Origin of the sequence: Micromonospora sp. ANENR4 (assembly GCF_015354395.1) — a bacterium.
Classification (GTDB): Bacteria; Actinomycetota; Actinomycetes; order Mycobacteriales; family Micromonosporaceae; genus Micromonospora; species Micromonospora aurantiaca.
Genome location: NZ_JADKYQ010000002.1, coordinates 79,151 through 106,117, shown reverse-complemented (window position 1 = coordinate 106,117; position 26,967 = coordinate 79,151). Strand labels below are relative to the sequence as shown.

Annotated in this window: 26 protein-coding genes; 11 read left to right on the top strand and 15 right to left on the bottom strand. The window is 72.1% G+C overall.

Annotated elements, in window-relative coordinates; all coding sequences use genetic code 11:
• Nucleotides 1-12 precede the first annotated feature (12 nt).
• Nucleotides 13-1,422, bottom strand: coding sequence for a condensation domain-containing protein (locus tag IRY44_RS03705; RefSeq protein ID WP_194799055.1), 1,410 nt, complete (start codon nt 1,420-1,422; stop codon nt 13-15).
• A gap of 65 nt (nt 1,423-1,487) precedes the next feature.
• Between IRY44_RS03705 and IRY44_RS03700 the strand changes: the two genes are divergently transcribed.
• The 3 genes from IRY44_RS03700 (at nt 1,488) to IRY44_RS03690 (ending at nt 3,862) form a co-directional block, all read left to right on the top strand.
• Nucleotides 1,488-2,168, top strand: a complete 681-nt coding sequence (locus IRY44_RS03700; RefSeq protein WP_194799054.1) for a 4'-phosphopantetheinyl transferase superfamily protein — start codon at nt 1,488-1,490, stop codon at nt 2,166-2,168.
• Nucleotides 2,169-2,242: 74 nt separating this feature from the next.
• Complete coding sequence (locus IRY44_RS03695) at nt 2,243-2,536, top strand: phosphopantetheine-binding protein (RefSeq protein ID WP_232236583.1); 294 nt, start codon at nt 2,243-2,245, stop codon at nt 2,534-2,536.
• A 12-nt stretch (nt 2,537-2,548) separates the two neighbouring features.
• On the top strand, nt 2,549-3,862 hold the full coding sequence (locus IRY44_RS03690) for a glycosyltransferase family 2 protein (protein WP_194799053.1): 1,314 nt from the start codon (nt 2,549-2,551) through the stop codon (nt 3,860-3,862).
• A 29-nt stretch (nt 3,863-3,891) separates the two neighbouring features.
• Here IRY44_RS03690 and IRY44_RS03685 read toward each other — a convergent pair whose 3' ends face one another.
• The 4 genes from IRY44_RS03685 to IRY44_RS03670 all read right to left on the bottom strand — a co-directional run bounded on the left by IRY44_RS03685 (nt 3,892) and on the right by IRY44_RS03670 (nt 7,759).
• Complete coding sequence (locus tag IRY44_RS03685) at nt 3,892-5,130, bottom strand: beta-ketoacyl synthase (RefSeq protein WP_194799052.1); 1,239 nt, start codon at nt 5,128-5,130, stop codon at nt 3,892-3,894.
• A gap of 65 nt (nt 5,131-5,195) precedes the next feature.
• Complete coding sequence (locus IRY44_RS03680) at nt 5,196-5,456, bottom strand: acyl carrier protein (protein WP_013286876.1); 261 nt, start codon at nt 5,454-5,456, stop codon at nt 5,196-5,198.
• A gap of 96 nt (nt 5,457-5,552) precedes the next feature.
• Nucleotides 5,553-6,806 carry a cytochrome P450 gene (locus tag IRY44_RS03675; protein WP_194799051.1) on the bottom strand — a complete coding sequence of 418 codons (1,254 nt, stop codon included), beginning with the start codon at nt 6,804-6,806 and terminating at the stop codon, nt 5,553-5,555.
• Entirely contained in the window at nt 6,797-7,759 is a 963-nt protein-coding gene (locus tag IRY44_RS03670) for a PaaX family transcriptional regulator C-terminal domain-containing protein (protein WP_194799050.1), read from the bottom strand. The genes IRY44_RS03675 and IRY44_RS03670 overlap by 10 nt, the downstream gene beginning before the upstream one ends.
• A 237-nt stretch (nt 7,760-7,996) precedes the next feature.
• On the opposite strand from IRY44_RS03670, the gene IRY44_RS03665 reads away from it, so the two are divergent.
• Nucleotides 7,997-9,343 (top strand): PHB depolymerase family esterase, encoded by a 1,347-nt coding sequence (locus tag IRY44_RS03665; RefSeq protein ID WP_194799049.1) that lies wholly within the window; start codon nt 7,997-7,999, stop codon nt 9,341-9,343.
• Between the two features lie 78 nt (nt 9,344-9,421).
• On the opposite strand, the gene IRY44_RS03660 is transcribed toward IRY44_RS03665, so the two are convergent.
• From IRY44_RS03660 to IRY44_RS03615, 10 genes are all read right to left on the bottom strand, one after another.
• Entirely contained in the window at nt 9,422-10,177 is a 756-nt protein-coding gene (locus tag IRY44_RS03660; protein ID WP_194799048.1) for a GntR family transcriptional regulator, read from the bottom strand.
• A gap of 88 nt (nt 10,178-10,265) precedes the next feature.
• Entirely contained in the window at nt 10,266-11,468 is a 1,203-nt protein-coding gene (locus tag IRY44_RS03655) for a dipeptidase (protein WP_198033260.1), read from the bottom strand.
• Between the two features lie 30 nt (nt 11,469-11,498).
• Complete coding sequence (locus IRY44_RS03650; protein WP_194799047.1) at nt 11,499-12,488, bottom strand: ABC transporter ATP-binding protein; 990 nt, start codon at nt 12,486-12,488, stop codon at nt 11,499-11,501.
• Nucleotides 12,472-13,455 (bottom strand): ABC transporter ATP-binding protein, encoded by a 984-nt coding sequence (locus IRY44_RS03645; RefSeq protein ID WP_194799046.1) that lies wholly within the window; start codon nt 13,453-13,455, stop codon nt 12,472-12,474. Before IRY44_RS03645 ends, IRY44_RS03650 begins: the two co-directional genes overlap by 17 nt.
• Entirely contained in the window at nt 13,452-14,288 is an 837-nt protein-coding gene (locus IRY44_RS03640; RefSeq protein ID WP_194799045.1) for an alpha/beta fold hydrolase, read from the bottom strand. Before IRY44_RS03640 ends, IRY44_RS03645 begins: the two co-directional genes overlap by 4 nt.
• Nucleotides 14,285-15,466 carry a Xaa-Pro peptidase family protein gene (locus IRY44_RS03635; protein WP_194799044.1) on the bottom strand — a complete coding sequence of 394 codons (1,182 nt, stop codon included), beginning with the start codon at nt 15,464-15,466 and terminating at the stop codon, nt 14,285-14,287. The genes IRY44_RS03640 and IRY44_RS03635 overlap by 4 nt, the downstream gene beginning before the upstream one ends.
• Nucleotides 15,467-15,468: 2 nt before the next feature.
• The gene (locus IRY44_RS03630; RefSeq protein ID WP_262011951.1) at nt 15,469-16,350 is read right to left on the bottom strand and encodes an ABC transporter permease; all 882 of its coding nucleotides are present in this window, start codon (nt 16,348-16,350) and stop codon (nt 15,469-15,471) included.
• Nucleotides 16,351-16,411: 61 nt separating this feature from the next.
• Nucleotides 16,412-17,365, bottom strand: a complete 954-nt coding sequence (locus IRY44_RS30990; protein WP_194799043.1) for an ABC transporter permease — start codon at nt 17,363-17,365, stop codon at nt 16,412-16,414.
• Between the two features lie 34 nt (nt 17,366-17,399).
• A complete protein-coding gene (locus tag IRY44_RS03620) occupies nt 17,400-19,025 on the bottom strand; it encodes an ABC transporter substrate-binding protein (RefSeq protein ID WP_281599421.1) in 1,626 nt (541 codons plus the stop codon).
• Nucleotides 19,022-20,224 carry a dipeptidase gene (locus tag IRY44_RS03615; RefSeq protein WP_194799042.1) on the bottom strand — a complete coding sequence of 401 codons (1,203 nt, stop codon included), beginning with the start codon at nt 20,222-20,224 and terminating at the stop codon, nt 19,022-19,024. Before IRY44_RS03615 ends, IRY44_RS03620 begins: the two co-directional genes overlap by 4 nt.
• Before the next feature lie 358 nt (nt 20,225-20,582).
• Between IRY44_RS03615 and IRY44_RS03610 the strand changes: the two genes are divergently transcribed.
• The 7 genes from IRY44_RS03610 (at nt 20,583) to IRY44_RS03580 (ending at nt 26,938) form a co-directional block, all read left to right on the top strand.
• Nucleotides 20,583-20,963 carry a helix-turn-helix transcriptional regulator gene (locus tag IRY44_RS03610; protein WP_194799041.1) on the top strand — a complete coding sequence of 127 codons (381 nt, stop codon included), beginning with the start codon at nt 20,583-20,585 and terminating at the stop codon, nt 20,961-20,963.
• On the top strand, nt 20,917-21,384 hold the full coding sequence (locus IRY44_RS03605) for an SRPBCC domain-containing protein (RefSeq protein WP_194799040.1): 468 nt from the start codon (nt 20,917-20,919) through the stop codon (nt 21,382-21,384). The genes IRY44_RS03610 and IRY44_RS03605 overlap by 47 nt, the downstream gene beginning before the upstream one ends.
• Nucleotides 21,377-21,802 (top strand): DUF6069 family protein, encoded by a 426-nt coding sequence (locus IRY44_RS03600; protein WP_194799039.1) that lies wholly within the window; start codon nt 21,377-21,379, stop codon nt 21,800-21,802. The genes IRY44_RS03605 and IRY44_RS03600 overlap by 8 nt, the downstream gene beginning before the upstream one ends.
• 136 nt (nt 21,803-21,938) lie before the next feature.
• Nucleotides 21,939-23,069, top strand: coding sequence for an ABC transporter permease (locus IRY44_RS03595; protein ID WP_194799038.1), 1,131 nt, complete (start codon nt 21,939-21,941; stop codon nt 23,067-23,069).
• Nucleotides 23,066-23,791: an ABC transporter ATP-binding protein gene (locus tag IRY44_RS03590; RefSeq protein WP_194799037.1), complete on the top strand. Its 726-nt coding sequence runs from the start codon at nt 23,066-23,068 to the stop codon at nt 23,789-23,791. The genes IRY44_RS03595 and IRY44_RS03590 overlap by 4 nt, the downstream gene beginning before the upstream one ends.
• 60 nt (nt 23,792-23,851) lie before the next feature.
• On the top strand, nt 23,852-24,436 hold the full coding sequence (locus IRY44_RS03585) for a TetR/AcrR family transcriptional regulator (RefSeq protein ID WP_194799036.1): 585 nt from the start codon (nt 23,852-23,854) through the stop codon (nt 24,434-24,436).
• Nucleotides 24,437-24,910: 474 nt separating this feature from the next.
• Nucleotides 24,911-26,938 (top strand): FAD-dependent oxidoreductase, encoded by a 2,028-nt coding sequence (locus IRY44_RS03580; protein WP_194799035.1) that lies wholly within the window; start codon nt 24,911-24,913, stop codon nt 26,936-26,938.
• The last annotated feature ends 29 nt before the right edge of the window (nt 26,939-26,967 follow it).

Below are 26,967 nucleotides of genomic sequence, written 5' to 3'. Positions count from 1 at the left end.
AGGGGTGGCCGGTCAGCCGCCCGCCGATCCGGGGACGACCCGGGTCGGCGCGGCGGGGTCGAGCGCCGCCTCCACCGCCACCTCCTCCACGCCGCGCAGCAGCCGTTCCGCCTGCTCCTCGGTGAAGCAGCCGAAGTCGAAGATGACCTGGAGGTGGACCGTCTCGGGCTGGTCCTCGACGGTGATGAAGACCTGCTCGGGCAGGTGGTCCAGCGGGCCGTCCCAGACCAGGAACGTCTCGTCGGCCCGGCGGCGGATCCGCTCGGCGGTCACCGGGTCGTCGTGCAGCCCGCCGTCGGCCGCCTGCCGGGTGGTCACCCGCCGGTCGTTGATCCGGCAGCTGATCCGGGCCGGGTACCCGCGTTCGGCGTCCAGCCGGTCCGAGACCTCGGCGAGCTGTGCCGGGTCGTAGTAGGCGTACTTCCCGGCGGAGACGGCGGCCCGTCGGGCCCGCGCCACCACCTCGTCCACAGTGGTGTCCGCGGTGTCGACGCGCAGCACGCCGTTCTGGCTGAGCGGGGCGATGGCCTCGGCGAAGCCCGGCCGGAACCGGTTGCCGACGATGAGCTTGGCGGTGAGCGGGCTGACGCCGGTGGCCCGGCCGATCGCGATCGCGATGACCGCGAGCAGCACGCGCGAGGTGTCCGTGCGGGTCCGCGCCGCGATGGCCCGCACCGCCAGGTACGCCGCGGGCGAGCTGAACCGGCCGTGCCAGTACCGGTGGCCCCGGCGCCCACCGGCCGCCGGCTCGCCGAACGTCAGCGGCGGGACGTCCCGCAGGTGTTCGGCCCAGTGACGCACGGCCCGGTCGCTGAGCCGGCGCAGCGGCGGCGTCTCCTCCCGCCGGCCCAGTTCGAGGATCTGCACGGTACGCGGGTCGGCTACCCGGCGGACCGGCCGGCCGGCCAGGCCGAGGTCGGCCAGGATGAGGGACGTGGCGGTGCCGTCGACCACGAGGTGGTCGATCGTCAGCACCCGGTGCACCAGCGCGCCGCGGTGCCGGATCACCGCCATCTTCACCGACCAGTCCCGGTAGAGGTCGTAGTGGCTGAGCAGGCGGGCGTGACCCAGGTCGTAGGCGAAAGCGGCCACGTCGGCCGGGTCCGCGTCGTCGGGCACGTCCATCACGTCCAGGACCGTCTCGCCGCTCGCCGACACGACCTGGCACGGGCCGCCGCCGTCGCCCGCGCCGAGCCGCATCCGCAGCGCCGGGTGCCGGGCCATCAGCGCGGCGAACTCGGCCGCCACCTGCTCGATCGTGACACCGGCGGGCATCGGGTGGGCGCCGCTGACGTTGTGCGTCCAGCCGGTCTCCCGCATGTCCTGCATGATGGCCTTCTGCCCCCAGGTCAGGGGCGCGGTGCCGGCGCCCGGCCCGGCGAACGCCACGGGAACCTGGGCCTGGACCGTCTGCGCTAACACCCGCTCATCAGAGCAACGCGCATCGGTGTGTGTCAACGTGACGGCGCAGGGTTACGCTGCCGTCCATGCGGGACGCCGTCCGGGTCTGGATCGTCGCGGCCGCGGTGCCGGCGGACGAGCTGGCCCGGTACCGGGCGGTGCTCGACGCGGACGAGCGGGACCGGGCCGCGCGGCTCGGCGCCGGGGCGCTGCGGGACCGGTTCACCGTGGCGCACGGCGCGCTGCGCGTCCTCGCCGGGCGGGCCACCGGCGCGCCACCGGCGGCGCTCACCTGGCGCCGCGGCCGGTACGGCAAACCGGCGCTGACCGGCCGGTGGAGCGGCCTGCACACGAGCCTGTCGTACTCCGGCGACCTGGTGGCGGTCGCGCTCAGCGAGGGCCGCCCGGTCGGGGTGGACATCCAGCACGTCGCGCCGGGCGGTGACCCGGTGTCGGCGTCCGCGCGCTTCTTCGACCCGCGGGAGGCCCGGCACGTCGCCGCCGGACCGGACCCGGCCGGCCGGGCGCTGCGGTTCACCCGGCTGTGGGCGCGCAAGGAGGCCGCGGTCAAGGCGGCCGGGGGCCGGCTGTGGCCCAACCTCGCCGTGCCGGTGCACCGGGTCGACGTGGTCGAGTGCGTCGAGCCGACCGGCCCGCACCGGCTCGCCGACCTGCCCACACCCGCCGGGTACGCGGTGGCGGTCGCGCTCGCCGGCGACCGGCCGTACGACGTCGAGTGCCACACCGGCCTCCGTCACGATCGGTGACGATCGCCGCACCCGTTGACACCTGCCGATGTCCCCTGCTCTGATGACTCCATGCCGACGCGCATGATCGACTCGTGGGACGCCCGGTGCTAGAACACGACGCGCCGGCCGACGCGCCGCCCCGTGACCAGGTCGTCGACCGCCTGACCGTCCTGCTGACCCGCATGCTCCGGCCGGACGCGCCGGTCACCGAGCAGACCCAGCTGATGGACGACCTCGGCCTCAGCTCCTCGCTCGGCCTGGAACTGCTGCTGTCGCTGGAGGACGAGCTGGAGATCCAGATCGACGTCGAGGAACTCGACGAGGATCGGATGGCCACGCTCGGCGACCTGGCCGACTACATCACCGCCAACTCCACCCCGCGCTGAGCAGGCCGAGACGTGGACCGGCCCGGCCTGAGTGTGGTGGTGCCCGCGCACGAGAACGGCTCCGCGCTCGACGCGACGCTGCGGTCGCTGACCCGGCAGACGCTGCCGCCCGGCGACTTCGAGGTGATCGTCGGTGACGACGGCTCGGCCGTGGCGCTGGGCCCGGTGGTGGACGCCTACCGGGACCGCCTGCGGATCGACTACGTCCGCAGCGAGCGGAACCGGGGCCGCAGCGCCAACCGCAACGCGGCGGCGGCCCGGGCCCGCGCGGACACGCTGATGTTCCTGGACGCCGACACGGTGGCCCATCCCGGGCTGCTGAAGCGGCACCGCGACTTCCACGCCGGGCGCGCCGGGCGGCCCGGGGTGCTGCTCGGGCAGCGGTACGACCTGGACTGGGCCGGCGCGGACGCGCTGCGCCGGGGTGAACCGGTCGCCCCGGCGATGCTCGACGCCGAACGCGGCGACCCGCGGCTGGAGGACATCGCCCTCCCCCAGCGGACGGACGACTTCCCGAGCGCGCCCTGGGTGCTTGGCCTGACCCACAACGCCTCGGTGGACCACGAGTCGTTCCGGCGGGTCGGCGGCTTCGACGAGGCGATGGTCAAGTGGGGCTTCGAGGACCTCGACTTCTTCTACCGGGTGTTCCACCTGCACGGCGCGCCGCCGGAGCTGTTCCGGCTGGACGTCGACGCGCTCTCGTACCACCTGCCGCACTTCCGCAGGACGTCGAACGGGCTCGCCTCGATGGACAACATGAAGTACCTGCTGCGCAAGCACCTGCGCTACGACGTCGAGGTGCTGTACGGGCTCAACACGTTCGGCCGGCACCTGGGCCGGATCCGGCTCTACGGCCAGGCCATCGAGGCGTACCGGGCCGGTGGGCTGGGCCGGCCGGACGTGCTGCCCGCGTCGTTGCGCGAGGAACTGGCGGCGAGCGCGGCGCTGGTCGTCGGCAACGGCGTGTCCGCACTGGACCTGGGCGCCGGGTCGCACACGTACGACCACGACGCGCCGGTCGGCGAGACGAACTCCCACCTGCTCGGCACCGTGCTCCAGCAGTTCAAGGCCGGTGCGCTGGACCTGATCGTCAACGTCGACATGTGGCGGTGCCTGCTCCCCGAGGACCTGCCCGCGTTCCTCACCCGAGGGCTGCTCAAGGCCGACCGGATCGAGCTGGTCGCCACCCGGACCGGCCCGGACCAGCGCGCCCTGCTGCCGGTGCCGCTGGTCGCCGACCTCGACTACGTGGCCGAGATGCTGCGCCCGCACTTCACCGTCGCCGTCGCCGCGTCCGACGCAGCGACCGTGATCACGCTCCGCTGAGATCCCGGCCGGGCGGGCGGGCCGGCCGCTCAGGCGGGGCGGGCCAGCACGAGGCTCACGTTGTGGCCGCCGAAGCCGAACGAGTTGGACAGCACCGCGTCCACCGCCACCGCCCGCGCCTTCTCGCGGATGTGGTCGACCTCGCCGTCGCGCTCCGGGTCGTCCAGGTTGTGGGTCGGCGGCAGCAGGCCGCGACGCAGCGCCTCGACCGCGATCGCCGCCTCGATCACGCCGGAGACCCCGAGCATGTGCCCGGTCACGCCCTTCGTCGAACTCAGCGGCGGCGGGGCGGCGCCGTACACCTCGGCGAGCGCGGCCAGCTCGGCGGCGTCCCCGGCCCGGGTGCTGGTGCCGTGCGCGTTGACGTACCCGATGTCGCCGGGCACCAGCCCGGCGTCGCGGACGGCCATCCGCATGCAGCGGGCCGCGCCGGCGCCGTCGGGGCGCGGCGTGGTCGGGTGGTGGGCGTCGTTCGTGGCGCCCCAGCCGAGCACGTCGGCATGCCGGTGGGCGCCCCGCGCGGCGGCGTGCGCGGCACGTTCCAGCACGAACACCCCGGCGCCCTCGCCGAGGACGAGCCCGTTGCGGCGCCTGTCGAAGGGGCGGCTCGCGGCGGCCGGGTCGGCCCAGCCGCGGGCCAGCGCGCGGGCGTTGCCGAACGCGTCGGCGAACGTCGGGAACAGCGGCGCCTCGGCGCACCCGGCGAGCACCACGTCCGCCTCGCCGGCGCGCAGGATGCGCAGCGCCTCGCCGATCGACTGCGCCCCGGCCGCGCACGCCGTGCCGATCGACGACGTGTAGCCGTGGATGCCGAACTTGATCGCGATGCGGGCCGCGCCCATGTTCGGCAGCGTGCCGGGCAGCATGTACGGGCTGACCCCGAACCGGCCCCGCCCGGCGCGGGCGAGCACCTGCTCCTCCAGCGTGGACAGACCGCCGACGCCGGAGACGACGACCGCCACCCGGTACGGATCGACGTCCCGGCCGATCCGCAGCCCGGCGTCGGCGAGCGCGTCCTCGGCGGCGCGCAGCACCATCACGATCGACCGGTCCACGACGCGGGACTCCGGGCCGGGCAGCACGCTCGCCGGGTCGATCGCCGGAGCGAACGCGGCGACGTCGACGACGCCGTGCAGCGGATGGCCGGCCGGCGGCCGGGTGAGCCCGGACCGGCCGTCGCAGACCGCGTCGAACACCTCGGCGGCGGTCGCGCCGACTGGGCTGACCAGTCCGATCCCGGTGACGGTGACCGGTTCGCGCACGCTCACCGGACCCGCCGCGCCGGCGTGGGCGCCGGGACGCCGCGCGGCCGGGTGCCGTGCCCCGACATCGGTCAGTGCGCCGAGGCCGGTGCGATGCGCGCCGCCACCGTCCGGCTGAACTCGCCGACGGTCATCATGGCGAGGTCCTCCGCCTCGTCGTCGTCGAAGGCGACCCCGAACCGGTCCTCCACGCGTACGGCCAGCTCGGCCAGGCCGAGGGAGTCCACGTCGAGCCCGGCCGGGCCGAAGACGGTGTCGTCGTCGACGTCGGAGACGTCGTACTTCATCTCGGTGAGTGCGGCGAGGAGGAACGCGCGGATCTCGTCGGTCATGTCCGGTGTTTCCCTTCCACGGTGTCCTGGCGGCGCGCTCGACCTGCTCGACGGAACCTGTGAGGCGCGGAGCGGACACTCCGCGTAGCATCGACCTTACTCGATCGGCTTGGTTTGGCAAGGTGCCCGGTCGGTCAGCCGTACCGGAAGCCGGTCGTACCCGCGCAGCATCAGCGCGCGGCGCGGGCCGGGCTCGGCGGTCAGCGCCGGGAAGCGGTCCAGCAGCCGGGGCAGCACCAGCCGCCCCTCGGCGCGGGCCAGCGTCGCCCCGAAGCAGTAGTGCGGCCCGGCGCTGAACGCCAGGTGCCGGTTGTCGGCGCGGGACGGGTCGAAGCGGTCCGGGTCGGGGAAGCGGCGCGGATCTCGGTTCGCGGCGCCGGTCAGCACCACCACGGTCCGGCCGGCCGGCACCGGCAGACCGGCGACCTCGGTGTCCACGGCGGCGTAGCGGACCGCGAAGTGCACCGGCGGCTCGTATCGCAGGATCTCCTCGACGTACGACGCGGCCAGCGACGGATCGGCGCGCAGCGCGTCCCGGGCGTCCGGCCGCTCGGTGAGCAGCACCAGCCCGTTGCCGAGCAGGTTCGCGGTGGTCCGGAACCCGGCGTTGTACATGATGATGAGGTTGGCCAGCAGTTCGTCGGAGGTCAGCCGGCCGGGTTCGTCGTCCAGGCCGCGCAGCAGCGCCGAGACGAAGTCGTCGCGCGGCGCCGCCCGGCGCGCGGCGACCAGGTCGGTGAAGTACGCGGTCAGCTCCGCCGCCGCCACGTTGGCGGCCCGGACCTCGCGCATGGACCGGCGGCCGATCTCCAGCACCGCGTCGAACGCGCGGACCCGGGACGGGAACCACTCCCGGTCCGCCCGCGGCACGCCCAGCAGCTCACCGATGACGTCACTGGGCAGCCGGAGCGCGAAGCGCGCCATGAAGTCGACCGTCCGGCCGTCCGCGCCCTCGGCGGCGAGCCCGTCGAGCAGGTCGTCGGCGATGCGCCCGATGGCCGGTTCCAGCGCGGCGACCCGGCGCGGGGTGAGCGCCTGGGAGAACAGGTGCCGGATCCGGAGGTGGTCGCCCTCGGCGGCGTTGAGCATCGACGACTGGAGGATCCGGATCACCTGGTGCTCGCGCCAGCGCACGCCGGTCCGGTCCAGGTACTCGGCGCCGAGCACCCGGAAGACCGGGTCGCGCAGCACCCGGTTGACCGCGTCGTACCCGTGCACGACGAGCGCGTGCGGGTCGGCGGGCCGCAGCGCGACCGCCTCCCCCGCCTCGTGCAGCCGGGCGTAGAACGGGTACGGGTCACGCCGTACCTCGTCACCGAGCAGTTCGTCGAGGGAGATGGTCACGCGCACGGCCGCTCCTCGCGAATGCCGGCGAGCATGTCGGCGGTGGTGTGCGCCCGGATGCCCGGCGGCACCGGCTCGGCGAACCGCGCGACGACCGCCCGGACGTGCGTCTCGGCGGCCTCGGCCAGTCCGTCGTAGACGGCCGCGAACACGTCCCGGGCCGCCCGGCGCGGCCACCCGGCCGGGAGCAGTTCCAGCGGCAGCCGCGGGTCGAGCGTGGGGAACCGCCGGTACGTGTCCATCACCTCGGTCCGGGCCCGTACGGCCGCGGCGCCGTCGACAGTGCCGAGCCGCGACACCATCGGGGTCCACCGGCGCAGGAAGGCCTCGTACTGTCCGCTGATCGCGTCGACGTCCCAGGCGTCCACGGGGGCGCGCTGACCGATCGCGTCCAGCGCGTCCTGCCGTCCCCGGAACACCGTGACCGCGCCGAGGGCGAGCGGGGCGAGCCGGGCCCGGGCGGGCGCGGTCAGCTCGTACGGCGAGATCCACAGCCCGTCGTAGAGCGGAGCGAAGCCGAGCCAGCGCAACTGGCCGCGCAGCGCCCGGCGTTGCGTCCCGTGGTCCTGCGGCAGCGAGAAGGCGACGACGGTCCAGCATCCGTCCCACGTCTGGACGTCGGCCGTGGAGGCGATGATCCAGTTCCCGCCGGCGGACAGGTACTCGGCGGCGGAGCGGCTGAGCCGGTAGAAGCTGTTGCGGCCCCGCCGGCTGCCCTCGAGCACCCCCCGGCGGGCCAGCCGGCTGATCGCGGTACGCGCCCCGGCGCTCGTCACCCCGGCCTCGCCGAGCAGGGCGACGATCGCCGCGGACGGCAGGTCGGCGCGGGTGCGCAGCGTGTAGTCGGCGAGCAGGGTCACCGCGACGCTCTGCGGCGAGGTGCCGGCCTGCCGCCGGGGCAGCCGCGCGGCGGGCCCCTCGTCCGGGTAGATCTCCTCGATGTCGAACGGGTTTGCCACACGCGCTCCGGCTCGGCTCAGGGACGGTGCACCGACTGTAGACGAACGCCGCCGCAGCTCATCGGAGCACATCGATTGACACTTCAGCGCCCGGCGGGAACACTATGTGCCACACGACGGAGCCAGGGCCGGGCGAGACACGTCAGTGGGCGAGACGCGACACCGCGGCGGTCCGGGCCGCCGACGCGGCGCGCACCCGCCCGTCACCGCCCGCACAGGGCGATCGAAGGAGATTCCGTGAGAATCAGAGCCAAGATGGTGGTGGCCCTGGCCGCGTCGCTGGCGGCGGCCGGCCTGGTGATCCCCACCGTCCAACCCGCGTACGCGGCGTCGCTGACCGAGGTGACCAGCTTCGGCGACAACCCCGGCCGGATGCGCATGCACGTCTACGTCCCGGACACCCGCCCGGCCCGGCCGGCCACAGTGGTGGCCATGCACGGCTGCGGCGGCTCCGGCCCCGGCTTCTACTCCGGCAGCGAGTTCGCCGGACTGGCCGACCGGTACGGCTTCATCGTCATCTACCCCAGCGCGACCCAGCAGGCCGGCTTCGGCAACTGCTTCGACACCTGGTCCGACGCGGCCAAGCGGCGCGGCGGCGGCAGCGACCCGGTGTCGCTCATCTCGATGGTCCGCTACGTCCAGCAGCAGTACGGCGCCGACCCGGACCGGGTGTACGCCACCGGCAGCTCGTCCGGCGGCATGATGACCAACCACATGCTGGCGCTCTACCCGGACGTCTTCAAGGCCGGTGCGGCGTTCATGGGCGTGCCGTTCAACTGCTTCGCCGGCGCCGCCGACTATCCGCCCGGCTCCAGCCAGTGCACCGGCGGGAACATGAACCGCACCCCGCAGCAGTGGGGTGACGCGGTCCGCCAGGCGTACCCCGGCTACACCGGCCCCCGCCCCCGGGTGCAGTTGTGGCACGGCACCAACGACACGCTGGTGCCGTACTCGCTGCTCCAGGAGACGATCGAGCAGTGGACGAACGTGTTCGGGCTCAGCCAGAACCCCACCTCCACCGACACCCCGCAGTCCGGCTGGAACCGGCGGCGCTACGCCGACTCCACCGGCACCGTGCAGGTCGAGGCGTACAGCATCCAGGGCGCCGGGCACAGCCTGCCGTCGTCCGGCATGGCCGCGGCGGCGATCGCCTTCTTCGGCCTGACGAGCACGCCCGGGCCGACCACGCCCCCGCCGGGCCCGACCACGCCGCCGCCCGGCCCGACCACGCCTCCGCCGGGCCCGACCACGCCCCCGCCCGGCACCGGCGCCTGCTCGGTGCGCATCGAGCTGAACGCCTGGAACAACGGCCTGACCGAGAACATCACCATCAGCAACACCGGCTCGACCGCGGTGAACGGCTGGTCGCTGGCGTTCACGCTGCCCGGCGGCCAGACCATCACCTCCGGCTGGAACGCCTCGTACTCCCCCTCCTCGGGCCAGGTGACGGCGCGCAACGTCTCCTACAACGCGGCCATCCCGGCCGGCGGCTCGACCACCATCGGCTTCCAGGCCACGCACACCGGCAACACCGCCCGGCCCGGCTCGTTCAGCCTCAACGGCGCACCCTGCACACTCGCCTGACCGGCACTCCACACTCCGGCGTTCCTTCCCACGGCGCCGGGGGCGGCCCCGCGACCCGAGAGGTCGCGGGGCCGCCGTCTACTCGGCCGGCGAGGCCGGTTCCGGCTCCCCGCCGCGACTGATCCGCAGGGTCAACACGTCGGTGCGAACCGTGATGTGGCCGTGGAACAGCGGCGCGCCGCCCGTCCCGTAGCCGACCTGGGTCGCGGTGACCAGTGGGTGTCCGATCGCCACGCCGAGCCGCTCGGTGGCCTCCTCGTCGGCGAGCACCGCGGAGAGTTCGATCTCCGCCCGCCGCACCGGCATGCCGGTCGCGCTGGCCAGGAACTCGAACATGTCCAGGTCGATGCTGAGCAACCCGGACGGGTCGAGGTCGCGGCCGTCGAAGCGCAGCGGCAGGTGATCACGGATCCAGGCCGCCGGTACCCCGTCCACGGCGAAGAGCCGGTCGACCCGCCACACCGGCGAGTCCGGCTCCAGGCCGAGGACGCGGGCGCAGTCGGCCGGGCACTTCGCCCGGCTGACCGCCGCGTCCTGAAGCGTCGGACGGTGGCCCGAGGCGGTGATCCGGTCCCGCAGCGCGGTGACGTCCCCGATGGACACCGGCACCCGTTCGGCGTCGTCGTGCACGAAGGTGCCGATCCCCCAGGTCCGGGTGACCACCCCCTCGGCGACGAGCTGCCCCAGCACCTCGCGTACGGTCGCGCGACTGACCTCCAGACGCTCGGCCAGGTCCCGCTCGTTGGGCAGCTTCTCCCCCGACCGGAACTCGCTGCCGATCAGCTGCCGTAGCCGGCCGTGCGCCGCCTGTAGCGCGGTCTCCCGCCGAGCCATCCGCCCTCACCTCATCACTGCCCGCCGCCGCGTCGGCGTACGGAGTGTAGTTCGTCCGCGTGCGCTCAGCCGATCACCCGGGACGGCGTCACCAGACCTGCTCCAGCACCCGGATCGTGTTGCCGCCGATCACCTTGGCGATCTCGTCGTCGGAGTAGTCGTGCGCCACCAGCCAGCCCACGATGTTGCCGAACGCCTCGCCCGGATTCTCCAGCCCGGACACGTACTCCACCCGCGGGTGCTGCGGACGGTTGCCGGCGTCGTGGGCGTAGTTGCCGGCGTAGGTGTCGTGCACCCCCACGTGGTCGCCGAACATGGTGTCCGGGCCGAACGTGACGTGGTCGATGCCGACCAGGTCGACGCAGTAGGTGAAGTGGTCCATCACCGACTCGATCGAATGGTGCTGGTGCGCCTGCGAGAGCGTGGTGTGCGGGGCGGCCTCGATGCCGATCACGCCACCCCGCTCGGCACAGGCCCGGATCACCTCGTCCGGCTTCATCCGGGAGGTGTCCCAGACCGAGCGGGCACCGGCGTGGGTGATGAACACCGGCACCCGGCTGGCCTCGATCACATCCAGGCAGGTCTGGTCGCCGGAGTGCGAGATGTCGATGGCGATGCCGAGCTTGTTCATCCGGTCCACCGCACGCCGGCCGAAGTGCGTCAGCCCGCCGTCGTGCTTCTCCGACAGGCCCCCGCCCAGCATGTTCGCCTGGCTGTACGCGATACCGAGCTGGCGTACGCCGAAGCCGTAGAGGATGTCGATCCGGTCCAGCTCGTTCTCGATCGGACTGCTGCACTCCAGGCCGGCCACCAGGGCCAGCCGGCCGTCCCGCTTCGCGGCGTGGATGTCGTCCAGGGACGTGGCCAGGAAGACGTGGTCCTGCTTGTAGAGGTCGCTCATCCGCATCCCGAGGGCGTAGACGAGGTCGTTCCACTTCCAACCGTTCTCGCTCGTCACACAGGAGGCGCCGGCCATGAAGTTGTCGAAGACGGCGGTCAGGCCCGAGCGCGCCAGCCCCTCGTACCCGGTGCGCTGGCGGGCGGTGCGGTTGTAGGCCCGCAGCTCACTGACGTCGGCGGGCAGGACCACCGGATGCTCGTGCAGCGAGATGGCCGCGTGCTCGGTGAGCAGCCGCGTCACCCGCGCCCGCTGGGCGTCGGTCAGGCCGAGGTCGTGCTCCGGCACCCGGCCGATCTCCTCGGCCAACGTGAACACCCGGTAGTCCGAGTGCGGCTCCAGGTACGAGTACGACCTGTGACCCTTGTACCGGGGGGCGGGTTCTTGCAGCAAGACGCTTCTCCTTTGGGCGATCGCCGGCCGTCACGCGGCCAGCGGGAAGTGGCAGGCAACCGGATGCGGCCCGGCGGCCAGCGGCGGCTCGGTGCTGGCACAGGTGTCGGTCGCCTGCCAGCAGCGGGTCCGGAAACGGCAGCCGGAGGGTGGGTCGACCGGGCTGGGCGGGTCGCCGGCCAGCAGGATGCGCTGCCGCTGCCGCCGGCCGGCCGGGTCCGGCACCGGCACGGCCGACAGCAGCGCCCGGGTGTACGGGTGCCGGGGCGACTCGTAGAGGTTGGTCTCCGGGCCGGTCTCCACGAGCTTGCCCAGGTACATCACGGCGACCCGGTCGGAGATGTGGCGCACCACGGACAGGTCGTGGGCGATGAAGACGTACGCGACGCCGAGTTCCTCCTGGAGCCGCTCCAGGAGGTTGACCACCTGCGCCTGGACCGACACGTCCAGTGCGGAGACGGGCTCGTCGCAGACGATGACGTCGGGGTTCAGCGCGAGCGCCCGGGCGATGCCGATGCGCTGACGCTGCCCGCCGGAGAACTGGTGCGGGTAGCGGTCCAGGTGCAGGCCGGGGTCGAGACCGACCAGGTCGAGCAGCTCCTTGATCCGCTCGACCCGGCGCCGGCGGTCCAGCACGTCGGGATGGATCTCGAACGGCTGGAGCAGGATCTCCCGGATCGTGCGGCGGGGGTTCAGCGAGGTGTACGGGTCCTGGAGCACGATCTGGATCCGCCGGCGCAGGGCCCGCAGCTCCCGCCCCCTGGCCTGGTGCACCACTGACGTGCCGAAGCGCACCTCACCGGAGGTGGGCTGCTCCAGCCCGACGAGCATGCGCGCCAGCGTGCTCTTGCCGCAGCCGGACTCGCCCACCACGCCGAGTGTCTCGCCCCGGCGCAGGTCGAAGGAGACACCGTCGACGGCCTTGACCACGCCACCGGAGGTGAACGGGACCCGTCCCTTTACCGGGAAGTGCTTGACCAGGTTCTCGACCCGCAGCACGACCTCATCGCCGGGTGGCATCGAGCACCTCCTCGTGGTGGTGACAGGCGCTGGCGCGGTCGGCCGGCAGCGCCAGCAGCGGCGGCAGGACGACCCGGCACTCGTCGGTGGCCCGGGGGCAACGCAGGTGGAACGGGCAGCCGGTGGGAAGCCGAGCCGGGTTGGGCGGAGCGCCGGGAATCGCGTAGAGCTGCTCGTCGCGCCGGTCCACCCGGGGCATCGAGTTGAGCAGCCCTTCGGTGTAGGGGTGCGCCGGGCCGGCGAAGATCTGCTCGACGGTGCCTCGTTCGACGATCCGGCCGGCGTACATCACCGCCACGTCGTCGGCGACCTCGGCGACCACGCCCAGGTCGTGAGTGATCAGGAGCAGGCCCATTCCGCTGTCCCGCTGGATCTCCGCGAGCAACTCCATCACCTGGGCCTGCACCGTCACGTCCAGCGCGGTGGTGGGCTCGTCCGCGATCAGCAGGTCCGGTTCCAGGGCGATGGCCAACGCGATCATGATGCGCTGGCGCATGCCCCCGGAGAACTGGTGCGGATAGTCCCGGATCCGGTCCTTGGCCGCCGGGATCCGCACCCGGTCGACCAGTTCGACGGCGCGGCGGCGGGCGTCGGCCCGGGACATGCCCCGCCGGACCCGCAGCACCTCCACGATCTGGTGTCCGACGGTGAAGACCGGGTTGAGCGCGGCCATCGCGTCCTGGAAGACCATCCCGATCTCTTCGCCACTGACCCGCTCCCGCTGCTTGCGGGGCAGGGTCAGCAGTTCCCGGCCCCGCAGCTGGACCGAGCCGGTGACCGTCGCCGGTGGCACGTCGAGGATGCCCGTCACCGCCTGCGCGGTGACGCTCTTGCCGGAGCCGGACTCACCGAGGATGGCAAGGGTCTGGCCCGACTCGACACGCAGCGACACCCCGTTCACCGCGTTCACCGGGCCGGTCGGGCCCGGGAACGCGACCCGCAGGTCGGCGATCTCCAGCAGGCTCATCGGAGCACTCCGGCCCGGCTGAGGAAGTCCCGCACCACCTGCTGGAACCGCTCCGGCTCCTCCAGCTGCGGCGAGTGGCCGGAGGACTCGAAGACCACCAGCTCGCCACGGGGCACCAGGTCCGCGATGACCTGCGAGGCGGCCACCGGGGTACGCCAGTCGTGCCGGCCCACAGTCACCAGGGTCGGGCACGTGATCGACGGCAGCTTCGGCTTCAGGTCGTAGCGCGGCATGTTCTGCCCGAAGGCGGCGTTGTGGGTGCGGTAGTGGAACCGGGTGGCGGCCAGCCGCGCCTCGTCCTTGGCCGGATCGTGCTGGTGGTCGTAGAGCGGCAGGATCGCTCGCCAGTACTCGCGCAACTGCTCGTTGCTCTCGAACCGGCCGGTGCCGATCCGTTCGATGACCCACTCCGGGATCACCGAACGGTCGGTGTTGCGGGCCCGCTCCACCGCCAGGTGGTCGTGCGCGGTGTCCGCGGCGGTGTCCCGCAGCACCAGCGCGGAGACCCGGTCCGGGTGGGCGATGGCGTACTCCATGGCGATGAACCCGCCGTACGAACCGCCGGCCATGACGATGGTCTCGTAGCCGAAGTGCGCGCGGATGGCGTCCACGTCGGCCACCCACTGCTCGTGGGTGAACGGTCCGTCGTCGCTGGACTCGCCGGAGCCGCGGGCGTCGAAGACGATGACCCGCATCCGGTCGGCGAACGGGCCGAACGAGCGCTTCGGCTCCTGGCGGGAACCGAGGCCCGGGGCACCGTGGTGCACGATCATGGCCGGGCCGTCGATCGGGCCGAACGCCTCGACGACCAGTTCCGCTCCGTTGATTCTCATCGGATCCCCTCGATGATGTTGGATGCCAGGTCACGCGGGTACCGGGTGAGCCGGCGCGGGCCGTCGTCCTGCACCAGGACCGTGTCGGAGATGCGGTAGCCGGCGTGGCCGGGCACGTAGACGCCTGGCTCGCTGGACAGCAGCATCCCGGGGGCGAGGACCGTGTCGTCGCCGTCGGCGACCCACGGCGCCTCGTGGTTCTGCAAGCCGATGCCGTGGCCCTGCCGGTGCCGGATGTAGTCGCCCAGCCCTCGTTCCCGCAGTACGTCCAGGCAGATCCGGTTGACCTCGGCGCAGGTACGCCCGGCGACCATCGCCTGGGTGCCCACCTCCTGGGCCTCCTGGTCGGCCTCGTAGTAGCGCACCTGCTCGGCGCTGGGCTCGCCGATGACGAACGTCCGTTCGCTCTCCACGAACCGGCTGGCCACCGCCGCGCCGAGGGAGAGGATCAGGGTGTCGCCCGGCTGGAGCCGACGACGGGTCGGCAGGCCGTGCGGCAGGGCGGAGTTCGGGCCGGCGTAGACCAGCCCGCCGGCCAGCTTGGTGGTGTAGACGACCAGGTCGTACTCGGCGTACATCCGGTCGGTGCCGTAGCCGATCACGTGCCGGGCGATCTCGTCCTCGCGCGGCAGCGGCCCTCCGGCGGCGAGCGCCTCCTCGATCAGGGCCCGTCCGGCGGCCAGCATGTCGTCGCAGATCCGCGCGGCGGCCTCGTGGAACGGGATCTCCTCGGGGAACTTGCGCAGCCGCAGCTCGGCGACCGCGTCCGTGGTCTCCAGGGTGGCCCCGTCGATGGCCCCGGCCAGCGCCCGGAACGTGCCGACCGAAAGGCCCGCGCCCACGCCGATGCGGCGGACCGGGCCACCCGGGCGGGACAACGCCGAGGCGAGCGTCTCCTCGGCGGTGACCACGCCCGGGTACTCGAAGTAGGTGACGGTCGGGACCGTCACGCCCTGCTGGGCCGCGTACTCCTCGTCGAGGCGCGGGATCACCAGCAGCGGATCCCCCACACGCGGCAGCCAGAGATACACCGGACGTTCGGTGGCGATGTAGAAGAAGCCGCTGAGGAAGGCGACCTCCGCCGGCGAGGTGGCCAGGAACCCGTCCAGACCACGTTGTTCGAGCGCCTCGGCGAGCCGGCTTCGGACGCTGTGGTAGAAGCTCTCGGGCAGTCGCATGGTCAGCCTCCGTTGCGACGGGGGTCGCGGGTGTCGTTGAACCGGGTTCCGGCGAGGGTCGCCGCCAGCACCAGGAACAAGATCGCCAGGGACGGGAAGAGCGTCTGCCACCAGGCGATCGCGATCGTGCCGCTGCGCTGGGCGTTGAGCAGGATCCGCCCCCAGGACCAGGCGTCCGGGTCGCCGAGGCCGAGGAAGCTCAGGCCCGCCTCGGAGATCACCGCCCGGGAGGCGGTGAGCAGTACGCTGACCACCATCAGCGAGACGACGGCGGGCAGGATCTCCCGGGTGACGATCCGCCAGCCGGTGGCCCCGAGCACCCGGGCGCCGTCGATGTAGGGCATCGCGCTGATCACCAGGCCCTGCGACCGGATCAGCCGGGCGACCTCGGGCCAGGCGAAGAACCCGATGATCAGGGTCAGCGTCGTGACGCTCGGGCTCACCACCGCCGCCAGCATGATCATCAGCGGCAGGGTGGGCAGCGCCAGCATCACGTCGGTGATCACCGTGGCGACCGCGTCGAACGGCCGGAAGTACGCCGCGGCCAGCCCGATCGCGGTGCCCAGCACGATGGCGAGCAGTGACGCGGCCAGGCCGATCACCATGCTGGTCCGGGTGCCCCAGACCACCTGGGCGAAGATGTCCTGCCCGAGGTCGTCGGTGCCGAACCAGTGCGCCCCGGAGGGGGGTTGCAGCACGTCCGCGCCGGCGCCGGCGGGCTCGTCGGCGATCAGCGGCGCGAAGATCGCCAGCAACGCCATCACGAGCAGCACCAGCACGGACAGCGCCACGACGGGCTGACGCAGGTAGCCGGAGAGGAAGGACCGCTTGGGCGCGGCCGGGGCCGGCGGCAGCGCCTGCTCGGTCAGCACGGGGGCACTCACGGCACCCTCCCTTCGGTGGCGGCGGACGGATCCGGGCGACGTGCCGCGACGCTGCGCGCGTTCACAGCCGGATCCGGGGATTGAGGACCGCGTAGAGCATGTCGGTCAGGGCGTTGGCGATCACCACGGTGACGGCGAGCATGATGAACGCACCCTGGATGACCGGGTAGTCCTGCTGCCCGACCGCCTCGTAGATCAGCCGGCCGACCCCGGGGTAGGCGAAGACCGTCTCGGTCAGCACCGCACCGCCGACCAGGGTGCCCAGTTGCAGGCCCATCAGGGTCAGTGCCGGCAGGATCGCGTTGCGCAGGCCGTGCTTCCACACCCGGCGCCGGGCCGAGAGACCACGCGCCTGCGCGGCGCGGATGTAGTCCTCGCCGAGGACTTCGATCATGTTGGTACGGAGGGTCAGCGCGTACGGGCCGAGCTGCACCAGGACCAGCGAGAGCACCGGCAGCACCAGGTGGTGGGCCAGGCTCAGGTAGGCCGCCGCGCCCCGGGTGTCCGGGTCGATCGCCCCACCGATCGGGAACCAGCCGAGCTGGGCGCCGAAGAAGACCAGCAGCAGGATCGCGACGCTCGGCACGAACAGCGCGTTCGCGCTGATCCCGAAGCCCTGCAACGCGCGGTCGAGCCACTTGCCGCGGTTGACCGCGGCGGCCACGCCGATCGGGATACCGACGGCGATGGTCAGGACGAACGCGCTGCCGGCCAGCAGCAACGTCCAGGGCAGCCGGTCGAGGATGATGTCGGTGACCGGCTGGATCTGACGGAACGAGATGCCCAGGTTGCCCTGGACCAGCTCGCGCAGGTACGACACGTACTGCTCCCACAGCGGACGGTCCAGTCCGTACGTCTTGAGCAGCGCCGCCTGCATCTCCGGTGTCATGTCGCCCTCGACCATGAGGGTCGTGGGGTCCCCCGGCAGGAGCCGGAGCAGAAAGAACGTCGAAGTGATCGCAATCCACACGGTCAGGACGGCCTTCAGTGCCCGGCTGAGCACGAAACGCGCCACGGGGGACCCCTCCTCTCCCTCTAGGTTGGGTGGGTTACTTGACCGGAGTGACCTGGGCCAGCGAGTACGCGGTGACCATGCCGAGCAGGTCCGACGGCGACGGGACGAAGCCGGTGAACTTGCTGGCGTTGTAGGCGAACTGGAAGTTCTCCACGTACAGCGGGGTCAGGTACGCCTGCTCGTGCACGACCTTGTCAATGTTCTTGATCTTGGTCTTGAACGCCTCCGCGTCGGTGGTGCCGGCCGCGTCGTTGATCAGCGCGTCCATCTCCGCCGACTCGAGCAGGTTGTAGTTGATGCCACCCGGGTTGCTGGACAGGTAGGTGCTGCGCAGCTGGTCCATCGGGTTGTCGAAGACACCCCACTGCGAGGCGTCGATGTCGTACTCGCCGTTCTTGGTGCGGGTGAGGAAGGTGTTCCGCTCCACGCACTCGTTCTCCAGCTTCACGCCGGCCTTCGCCGCGCTCTCCCGGAACAGCTGCACGACCCGGGTGATGTTGGCGTTGGACTGGTCGCACGCCACGCCGAACGTCAGCTCGTCGAAGAAGCCGTCGTTGTTGGCGTCCTTGTAGCCGGCCGCGCTCAGCTTGGCCTTGGCGCCCGCCGGGTCGAAGGGGTACGGCTGCAGCTCGGTGTTGTCGTACTCGGAGAAGATCGGCGAGATCGGGCCGGCCATCTGCTGGCCGTCGCCCTGCAGCACGGCCGAGATGATCGCCTTGGTGTCGACCGCCATCGACAGCGCCTGCCGGACGTCCTGGTCGGCGAGGTACTTGTTCTTCATGTTGTAGGTCAGGTGCGCGAAGCCGAGGGCGCCGACCTTCTTCAGCTTGATCTTGTCGTCGTTCTCGAAGGTCTTCGCCGCCGAGACCGGCACCGGGGTACCCATCATGTCGATGTCACCGTTGCGCAGCGCCAGCATCATGGTGTTCACGTCCGGGTAGACCCGGTACTCGACCTGGCTCACCGCGGCCTTGCCACCCGGCGCGAGCGGGTAGTGCTCGTTGCGCTTCATGACGTAGCGCTGGCCCTTGGTGATGCTGTCCAGGACGAACGGCCCGGCGCCGACCCAGTTGGAGTCGTTGGCGAACTTGGACAGGTCACCGGCCGGCTCGAAGATGTGCTTCGGCACGACCGACATCCAGAAGCCGACGCCCTCGGCGAACGGCGCGTACGGCTGGGAGAGCTTGAACTTGACGGTGGTGGCGTCCGGCGCCTCGACCGACTCGACCCAGGTCAGCTTCGCCGCGACGTTGCCGAGCTTGTACTTCATGATCGACTCGGCGGAGAACTTCACGTCCTCGGCGACCACCGGCTTGCCGTCGGTCCACTTGAAGTCGTCGCGCAGCACGAAGACGGCGGTCTTGCCGTCGTCCTCGTAGCGGTACTCCTTGGCCAGCTCCGGCGACTTCTTCGCGTTCTCGTCGATCCGCAGCAGGTGCGGGTACATCGCGTTGAGGATCCACGAGTCCGTCTTGCTCAGCGACTGGAGCGGGTTGAAGTTGCTCACGTCGGTGGTGGTGCCGATCCGCAGCACCGAATCCGACGACGAACCGCCGGAGGAGGACGTCTCCTCGTTCAGGCCGCAGCCGGAGACACCGAGCGTGGCCGCCATGCCGAGCGCGACAGCGAGCCGCCACCGACCCTTGACTGTCTTGTTCACCAAACCTCCTGAAGAACCCGGATGATGTTGCCGCCGATGACCTTGGCGATCTCCTCGTCGGAGTAGCCGTGCGTGACCAACCACCCGACGATGTTGCTGAAGCACTCCGCCGGGTTCTCCATGCCACTCACGTACGGAACCCGGGGGTGGTCCACCACGCCGTGGGCCTTTCCGATCGCCAGGTGCTGGGTAAAGCTGTCGTGCAGTCCGACGTGGTCACCGAAGTTGGTGTCCGGGCCGAACGCGACGTGGTCGATGCCGACCAACTCCACGCAGTAGGTGAAGTGGTCCATCACCGACTCGATCGAGTGGTGCGGGTGGTCGCCCGAGAGGGTGGTGTGCGGAGCGGCCTCGATGCCGATCACTCCACCCCGCTCGGCACAGGCCCGGATCACCTCGTCCGGCTTCATCCGGGGGGTGTTCCAGACCGAGCGGGCACCGGCGTGGGTGATGAACACCGGCACCCGGCTGGCCTCGATCACGTCCAGCGACGTCTGGTCGCCGGAGTGCGAGATGTCGATGGCGATGCCGAGCTTGTTCATCCGGTCCACCGCACGCCGGCCGAAGTGCGTCAGCCCGCCGTCGCGGTCCTCGGAGAGGCCGGAACCGAGCATGTTCGCCTGGCTGTACGCGATGCCCATCTGGCGTACGCCGAAGCCGTAGAGGATGTCGATCCGGTCCAGCTCGTTCTCGATCATCGTGGCTGCTTCCAGGCCGGCCACCAGGGCGATCTGCCCGTTGCGCTTGGCCTCGAAGATCTGTTCGAGCGTGGTCGCCACCACCACGTGGTCCTGCTTGGCGACGTCGGCGAAGCGCAGGCCGATGTCGTAGATGACGTCGTCCCACTTCCAGGCGTGCTCGCTGGTCACGCAGCCGGTGCCGTTCATGAAGTTGTCGAAGACCGCGGTCATGCCGGAGCGGGCCAGGCCCTCGAAGCCGAAGGCGTTGCGGCCGGTCCGGTTGTAGTCGCGCAACTGCGTCACATCGGCCGGCAGGATCTTCGGGTGCTCGTGGAGCGAGATGGCCATGTGCTCACGCAGCAGCCGGGAGACCCGGGCTCGCTGCTCGTCGCTCAGGCCGAGGTCGTGTTCCGGCACCCGGCCGATCTGCGGCGCGAGCTCGAAGACCTTGTAGTCCACATGCGGCACCAGGTAGTCGAAGGACCGGTATCCGGCGTAGCGGGGGGCGGGTTCCTGCACTGGTCTGCTCACCTCGTCAGCTAGAGGCATGAGGATCGAGGTCTGACCTCATGCCTCGTGGAACGTACCGAGCACGACCGCGCCGCAGGAATACCTCGTGACCTTTCCGTTACCCGAATCGGGGAACATTCCCGCAGGTCGGGACAGGTGTTGCCGCCCAGGTCAACACAACCGAGCCAGACCGGACCGAACGCCCGAGGCCGTCGCGCCGAACAGGTGAGCGACCGCGATCCACCCCACCACCACCCGCGATTCCTCAAGGTGGTCAGACCACTGCGCAGCGGCTCGCAACCGAGGCGGATAGCCCCGGACCGGCAAAACGTTGAACCTATCGGTTCAGTGTCGTACGGTGAACCTTGTGGTTCAGCAAGAGACGCTCGACCGGGTGTTCGCCAGCCTGGCCGATCCGACCAGGCGCGACATCCTGATCCGGCTCGGCGCCGGCCCGGCCACCATCAGCGAGCTCACCGAGCCCACCGGGATGACCCTCACCGGCATGCGCAAGCACGTCCGCGCGCTGGAGGACGCGGGCCTCGTGGTGACGTGCAAGGTCGGCCGGTCCCGGCAGTGCCGGCTCAGCGAGGCGCCGCTGGACTCGGCGATGGCCTGGATCGCCTTCTACCGACGGCTCTGGGCCCGTCGTCTCGACGGCCTCGACGCCTACCTCACACTCACCACGGAGGACCGCGACCATGACGCTCCACATGCGAGTGACACGACACCTTCCGGGCACCCCTGACGAGGCGTTCGACGCCTACACCGACGCCGGCAAACAGAAGATCTGGTTCGGCATCCTCGACGAGGAGCCCGGCATCGTGGAGATCGACGTCGACCTGCGGGTCGGCGGAAGGCAGACCGCGGTCTGGGGTCCCTCCCCCGACATGCTGTTCCGCGAGACGCAGACGTTCCTGGAGATCGACCGCCCGCACCGGCTGGTCACCGAGTCGACGGGCACCGGCCCGGACGGCACGACCATGACCACACGCATCGAGGTCACCTTCGAGGCGCGCGACGGCGGCACGCTGATGACTGTGGTGCAGAGCGGCTTCCCCACCCCGCAGCTGCGCGACTTCTTCGTCGGCGAGGTCTGGACCGGGGCGTTCGCCCGCATCGAGGCGTACCTGACCCGAGCGCACGCAGAGGAGACCTCCCGTGGCTGACCTGTCCCGTACCGCCGTCGTCGCGCTCGCCACCGCCGTCGCGGTGGTCGTCAACCTGATCATGTACGGGATCGGCCGCGCGGCCGGCGGCAGCTTCCTGTTCACCGCCGACGACCGGCGGGTCGAGGTCGACGCGGTGACCGTCGCGGGCTTCAGCGCGCTGCCGCTGGCGCTCGGGCTCACCGCCGTCGCCGTGCTGGCGCCCCGATTCGCCTGGGTGGTCCGGGCGGCGCTGATCATCGGCCCGGCGCTCGCGGTCCTCACGATCGCCACCATGACGCTGCCCGCCGACCTCGACACCACCAGCACGATCACGCTGGCGGTCTGTCACCTCACGCTCGCCCCGATCATCGTGGTCGCGGTGACCGCCCTCGGCCGGCGCGCGCGTCGCGCCGCCGCGGGCCCGGTCGCCGCCTGACGCTGGGCACGACAGGCCGCGCATCACCGGCCCCGTCACGGAGTGTGGCCGGGTAGACAACCACCACCACCATCTTGCCGACACCGCGTTGCTAACATGGCGACATGGTGTCGACAAGTTTGAGAGGTGGCGGCTGATGTTCCTGGCCATTCGCGAGCTGGGGTTCGCGCGGCTGCGGTTCGCCCTGATGGGGGCCGTGATCGCGCTGATCTCGGTGCTGATGGTGATGCTGTCCGGCCTCTCCGTCGGGCTGGTCCGTGACGGCGTCTCCGGCCTGCAGAACCTGCCGGTCACCTCGTTCGCCTTCGCCCACGGCGTGCAGCACGACTCGGCGTTCTCGCGCAGCGTGGTGGACGCCTCGGCGGTGGACACCTGGCGCGACCAGCCGGGCGTGGCCGAGGCGACCCCGTTCGGCAACACGCTCGTCAACGGGCGTACCGACGGGGGCACCGAGGTCGACCTGGCCCTGTTCGGCGTCGAGACCGACTCGTTCCTGTCGCCCGCCGTCAGCGAGGGCGACCGGCTCGGCCCGGCGGACGGGATCGTGGTGAGCCCCACCGCCATCGACGCGGGCCTGCGCGTCGGCGACACCGTGACGGTGGACCGGCTGGGCACGCGTCTGCGCGTCGTCGGCGTCACCCAGCAGCAGGACACGTTCGGCCACGTCGACGTGGCGTACGTGCCGCTGGCGACATGGCAGGCGGTCAAGTCCGGCACCCCGGCCGGCGCGCAGACGCCGGCGCAGGCGGCCCAGGAGATCACCGCCGTCGCGGTCCGCGCGGCCGACGGCGACTCGGTGGACCTGGCCGCGGGCGACAAGGCGGCGGGCACGGAGAGCCTGACGCTGGACGAGTCCTACGGCGCCTCGCCCGGCTACACCGCCGAGACGACAACGCTCCAGCTGATCCAGGGCTTCCTCTACGCGATCTCGGCGCTCGTGGCCGGCGCGTTCTTCGCGGTCTGGGCGATCCAGCGCAGGCAGGAGGTCGCCGTGCTGCGGGCACTTGGCGCCTCGACCGGCTGGGTGCTGCGCGACGCGCTCACCCAGGCACTCATCCTGCTGGCAGTCGCCATCGCGGTCGGCATGGGGATCGGCCTCGGTCTCGGCGCGCTGATCTCGGGCGGCAACGTCCCGTTCGCGCTGCACCCGCAGAGCATCGCCGCCGCCGCGGCCGGCCTGCTCGTGCTCGGCCTGGTCGGCGCGGCAGCCGCCGTCGTCCGCCTCACCTCCATCGATCCGGCGACCGCCCTGGGAGGCAACCGATGAGCAGCCGGCCCACCTCGTCCCCCTCGACGGCGGGCACCGCCCCGGCCGACCTCGGCCTGGTCATGCGCGGCGTCCACCTGCGGCACGGCGACGGCGCGGAGACCGTGCACGCGCTCGACGACGTGGACCTGACCGTCGCGCCCGGTGAGCTGGCCGCGATCGTCGGGCCGTCCGGCGCGGGCAAGTCCAGCCTGCTCGCCGTGGCCGGCGGGCTGGCCCGCCCGGACGAGGGCACCGTCACCGTGGCCGGGCACGACATGACCGTGTCCAGCCGCCGGGCGCGCACCGAGCTGCGCCGCCGGCACGTGGGGTTCGTGTTCCAGTCGGGCAACCTGCTGCCCGCGCTGACCGCCGCCGACCAGCTGCGCCTGCCGCTGCGGCTGGGCGGGCGGCGGGAACGGGCCGGTCGTGACCCGCTGGAGATGCTCGCGCACGTCGGTCTGGCCGGTAAGGCCGACCGGCGGCCGCACCAGCTCTCCGGCGGCGAGCGCCAGCGCGTCGGCATCGCCCGGGCGCTGATGACCGAGCCGTCGGTGCTGCTGGTGGACGAGCCGACGGCGGCGCTGGACCGGGCCCGCAGCCACGACATCGTGCAGCTGCTCGCCCAGGAGGCGCGGGAGCGCTCGGTGGCCGTCGTGATGGTCACTCACGATCACGACGTGCTGCAATACTGTGACACCATCTACGAGATGATCGACGGCAAGCTCGCCACCAGCAGCTGACCGACGACCAGGGAGCGACGCGGGCCGGACACGGGCGGCGGGAGACACGGGGAGGTCGCGGTGCCGAAGATCCAAGCCTCGACCGTCGCGGAACACCGGGCCGCGCAGCGGGCGGCGTTGCTCGACGCCGCCCGCGCCCTGCTCTCCGAGCATCCGGAGCAGATCCCGAGCCTGGCCGACGTGGCCCGGCACGCCGGGCTGGCCCGGTCCAGCGCGTACTCGTACTTCAAGTCCCGCACCGACATGTTCGACGTGCTGGTCGCCGACACCTTCCCCCGGTGGTCGGCCTTCGTCGAGGAGCGGATGGCCGAGGCCCGCACGCCGGGGGCGAGGATTCTGGCGTACGTCGAGGCCAACCTGCAACTGGTTGCCCGGGGCGACCACGCGCTGGCCCGGGCACTGGCGTCGGCGGGCAACAGCGAGGTGTTGGCGACCTCCAGCCGGCTGCTGCACGACAGCCTCGAGGCGCCGTTGCGCGCTGCGCTCACCGAACACGGGGCGAGCGACCCGGACCGGATGGCGGAACTCGTCCAGTCGGTCGTCTACGCCCTGAGCCGCATGATCGAGAACGGTCTCGACCTTCCGGCGGCCACGGGCCTCGCCCGCGAGCTGCTCACCCCGTACCTGCGTCCGGACGCCGGCTGACCGCGCCCCTCCGGAACGGCCGGCGACCGCGCCTCCACCACATCCGCTGACGGACGACGGCCCGGGTCGTCGCGCCGGCCGCACCCACCGGCACGGCCGGGCGACGGCCCGGGCCGCTGCGTGCCCGCAGCCGCGCCGGGGAGACCTGCCGGCGCTCCCGGCGAGGGCCGCCGACGCGTCCGGTGCGGCCGTCCGAACGATCGGCACGGGCCGCCGACCGGCGAGCGGCGGCCGGCACTGTCGTCCGATCAGGAGGAACCGAACGATCGACCGCCGCATCGACGGTCATCATCGGTCAGCGTTCCGCCTAGTGGAACAGCAGCTCAGAGGCGGTGCGGTGAACTAAGTTACTGATCAGTAGCCCGTTGACGGCATGTGAACCCGGCCCTACCGTTCCACTCAATCGAACGGCGTACGGTTCATCCGAACGCTCTCGGCCTCGCCGAGTGCGGCCCGAAACAGGAAGTCCGAGGCATGCCTGACGACAAGCTTCTCGCTCTTCTCTCCCCCACCCGGCTCGGTCGTCTCACATTGCGGAACCGGGTCTTCGTCCCCGGCCACACCACCAACTTCGGACTGAACAACGTGCCCACCGCCCGCCACGTCGCCTACCACGCGGAGCGGGCGCGCGGCGGCGCCGGCCTGATCATCACCGAGGCCATCCGTGTGCACCCCACGAGCGCGGGCCGCAGCATCAGCCTCGGCAGCTTCGACGACTCGTCGATCCCGGCGTACGCGGCGGTGACCGAGGCCGTGCACGAGCACGGGGCCCGCATGTTCGCCCAGATCATGCACGCCGGACGCCAGGCCAACGGCGACGCGACGCGTACCGCCGCCTGGTCCTCGTCGCCGGTGCCGTGGGCGGCCGGCTCGCACGTGCCGCACGCGATGGGACGCCGGGACATCGCCGTCGTCGTCGAGGCGTTCGCCGCCGCCGCGCGGCGCATGCGCGAGGCCGGCTTCGACGGCCTGGAGGTGCACGCCGGCCACGGCCACCTGCTCCAGCAGTTCCTCTCGCCACACACGAACACCCGCGACGACGTGTACGGCGGCAGCCTCGACAACCGGATGCGCCTGACCCGCGAGGTGCTCACGGCGGTTCTCGCCGCCGCACCCGAGCTGCCCGTCGGGCTGCGGGTCAGCGCCGACGAGTTCCTGCCCGGCGGCCTCGACCCGGCCGCCGTGCTGGAGATCGTCGGGAAGCTGCGCGCCGAGTTCCCCCTCGCCTACGTGCACGTCAGCCACTCCGCCTACCACGGCAGCTTCTCGCTCGCGACGCAGATGGCGGACATGAGCTTCGGCCACGCCCCGTTCCGGCACCACGCGGCGCTGTTCAAGCAGGAGTTCCCGGACCTGCCGGTGCTCGCGGTGTGCCGGCTGGACAGCCTGCCGGAGGCGGCCGAAGTCGTCGCCGCGGGCGAGGCCGACCTGGTCGGCCTGGCCCGCCCGCACATCGCCGACCCGCACCTGGTCCGCAAGGCCGAGCAGGGCCGCCAGCACGAGGTACGCGCCTGCCTGGCCTGCAACCAGGGTTGCATCGGCCGGCTGGAGACCAGCCTGCCCATCTCCTGCGTGGTGAACCCCGAGGTCGGCGCCGAGCGGGAATGGGCCGACGCCTGGCCGGAACTGCCCGGGCCGTCCGGCGCGCGGGACGTCCTGGTCGTCGGCGGCGGTCCGGCCGGCTTGGAGGCAGCCCTCTCCGCGCACCGGGCCGGGCACCGGGTGACAGTGGTCGAGGCACGCGACCGGCTCGGCGGGCAGGTCGAGGTGGCCGCGCGCGTACCCGGACGGGAGCGGCTCGGGCTACTCACCCGTGATCTGGCCCGCGACGTCGAGGCCGCCGGCATCCCGGTCCGGCTCGGCCACCGCGCCGCCGTCGAGGACGTGCTGTCCGGCGGCTACCAGGACGTCGTCCTCGCCACCGGCTCCCGGCCCGCCCGGCGGGAGCTGCCCGGCGGTCCGCCGGTGATCGACATCTGGCAGGCCGTCGACCACCTGGCCGACCCCGGCTACCGGCCGGCCGGCACCGTCGTCGTGCTCGACGACGAGGGCACCTGGTCGGCGGCGTCGGTGGCGGAGGCGTTCGCCCGGCGGGGCGCCCGCGTCCACCTCGTCTCCCCCACCGCCACGGTGAGCGCCAAGATCACCACGTACTCACGGCTGGCGCTGCTCAAGCGCTTCGCTGACCTGGGGATCGCGGTCCACCCGATGCGGGCCGCCCGCGCCGCGGGCGCCACCGCGGTGGCGCTCGGCGGCCCGCTCGCCGGCGGCGACACGATCGTCGAGGACGTCACCACTGTCGTCGACGGCGGTTCGGCGCAGGCCGCGGACGAGTTGTACCGGCAGCTCGACGCGCTGCCCGACGGACCCCGCATCCACGTCGTCGGCGACGCGAACGCCCCCCGCACCGCCTTCGAGGCCGTCTACGAGGGACGGATGGCCGGCGCGTTCCTCGGCGCCTTCGACACCGCGTCCGCCCAGCGCGTGCGGTACGCCCACTGACCCGTCCACCCCGGTCGCGGTGCACCGCG

Excerpts from the sequence above, each read along its gene's own strand:
- IRY44_RS03700 (WP_194799054.1), top strand. The coding sequence starts at position 1,488 with ATGCGGGACGCCGTCCGGGTCTGGATCGTCGCGGCCGCGGTGCCGGCG.
- IRY44_RS03680 (WP_013286876.1), bottom strand. The coding sequence starts at position 5,456 with ATGACCGACGAGATCCGCGCGTTCCTCCTCGCCGCACTCACCGAGATG.
- IRY44_RS03660 (WP_194799048.1), bottom strand. The coding sequence starts at position 10,177 with ATGGCTCGGCGGGAGACCGCGCTACAGGCGGCGCACGGCCGGCTACGG.
- IRY44_RS03650 (WP_194799047.1), bottom strand. The coding sequence starts at position 12,488 with ATGCCACCCGGCGATGAGGTCGTGCTGCGGGTCGAGAACCTGGTCAAG.
- IRY44_RS03645 (WP_194799046.1), bottom strand. The coding sequence starts at position 13,455 with ATGAGCCTGCTGGAGATCGCCGACCTGCGGGTCGCGTTCCCGGGCCCG.
- IRY44_RS03640 (WP_194799045.1), bottom strand. The coding sequence starts at position 14,288 with ATGAGAATCAACGGAGCGGAACTGGTCGTCGAGGCGTTCGGCCCGATC.
- IRY44_RS03635 (WP_194799044.1), bottom strand. The coding sequence starts at position 15,466 with ATGCGACTGCCCGAGAGCTTCTACCACAGCGTCCGAAGCCGGCTCGCC.
- IRY44_RS03605 (WP_194799040.1), top strand. The coding sequence starts at position 20,917 with ATGACGCTCCACATGCGAGTGACACGACACCTTCCGGGCACCCCTGAC.
- IRY44_RS03595 (WP_194799038.1), top strand. The coding sequence starts at position 21,939 with ATGTTCCTGGCCATTCGCGAGCTGGGGTTCGCGCGGCTGCGGTTCGCC.
- IRY44_RS03590 (WP_194799037.1), top strand. The coding sequence starts at position 23,066 with ATGAGCAGCCGGCCCACCTCGTCCCCCTCGACGGCGGGCACCGCCCCG.
- IRY44_RS03580 (WP_194799035.1), top strand. The coding sequence starts at position 24,911 with ATGCCTGACGACAAGCTTCTCGCTCTTCTCTCCCCCACCCGGCTCGGT.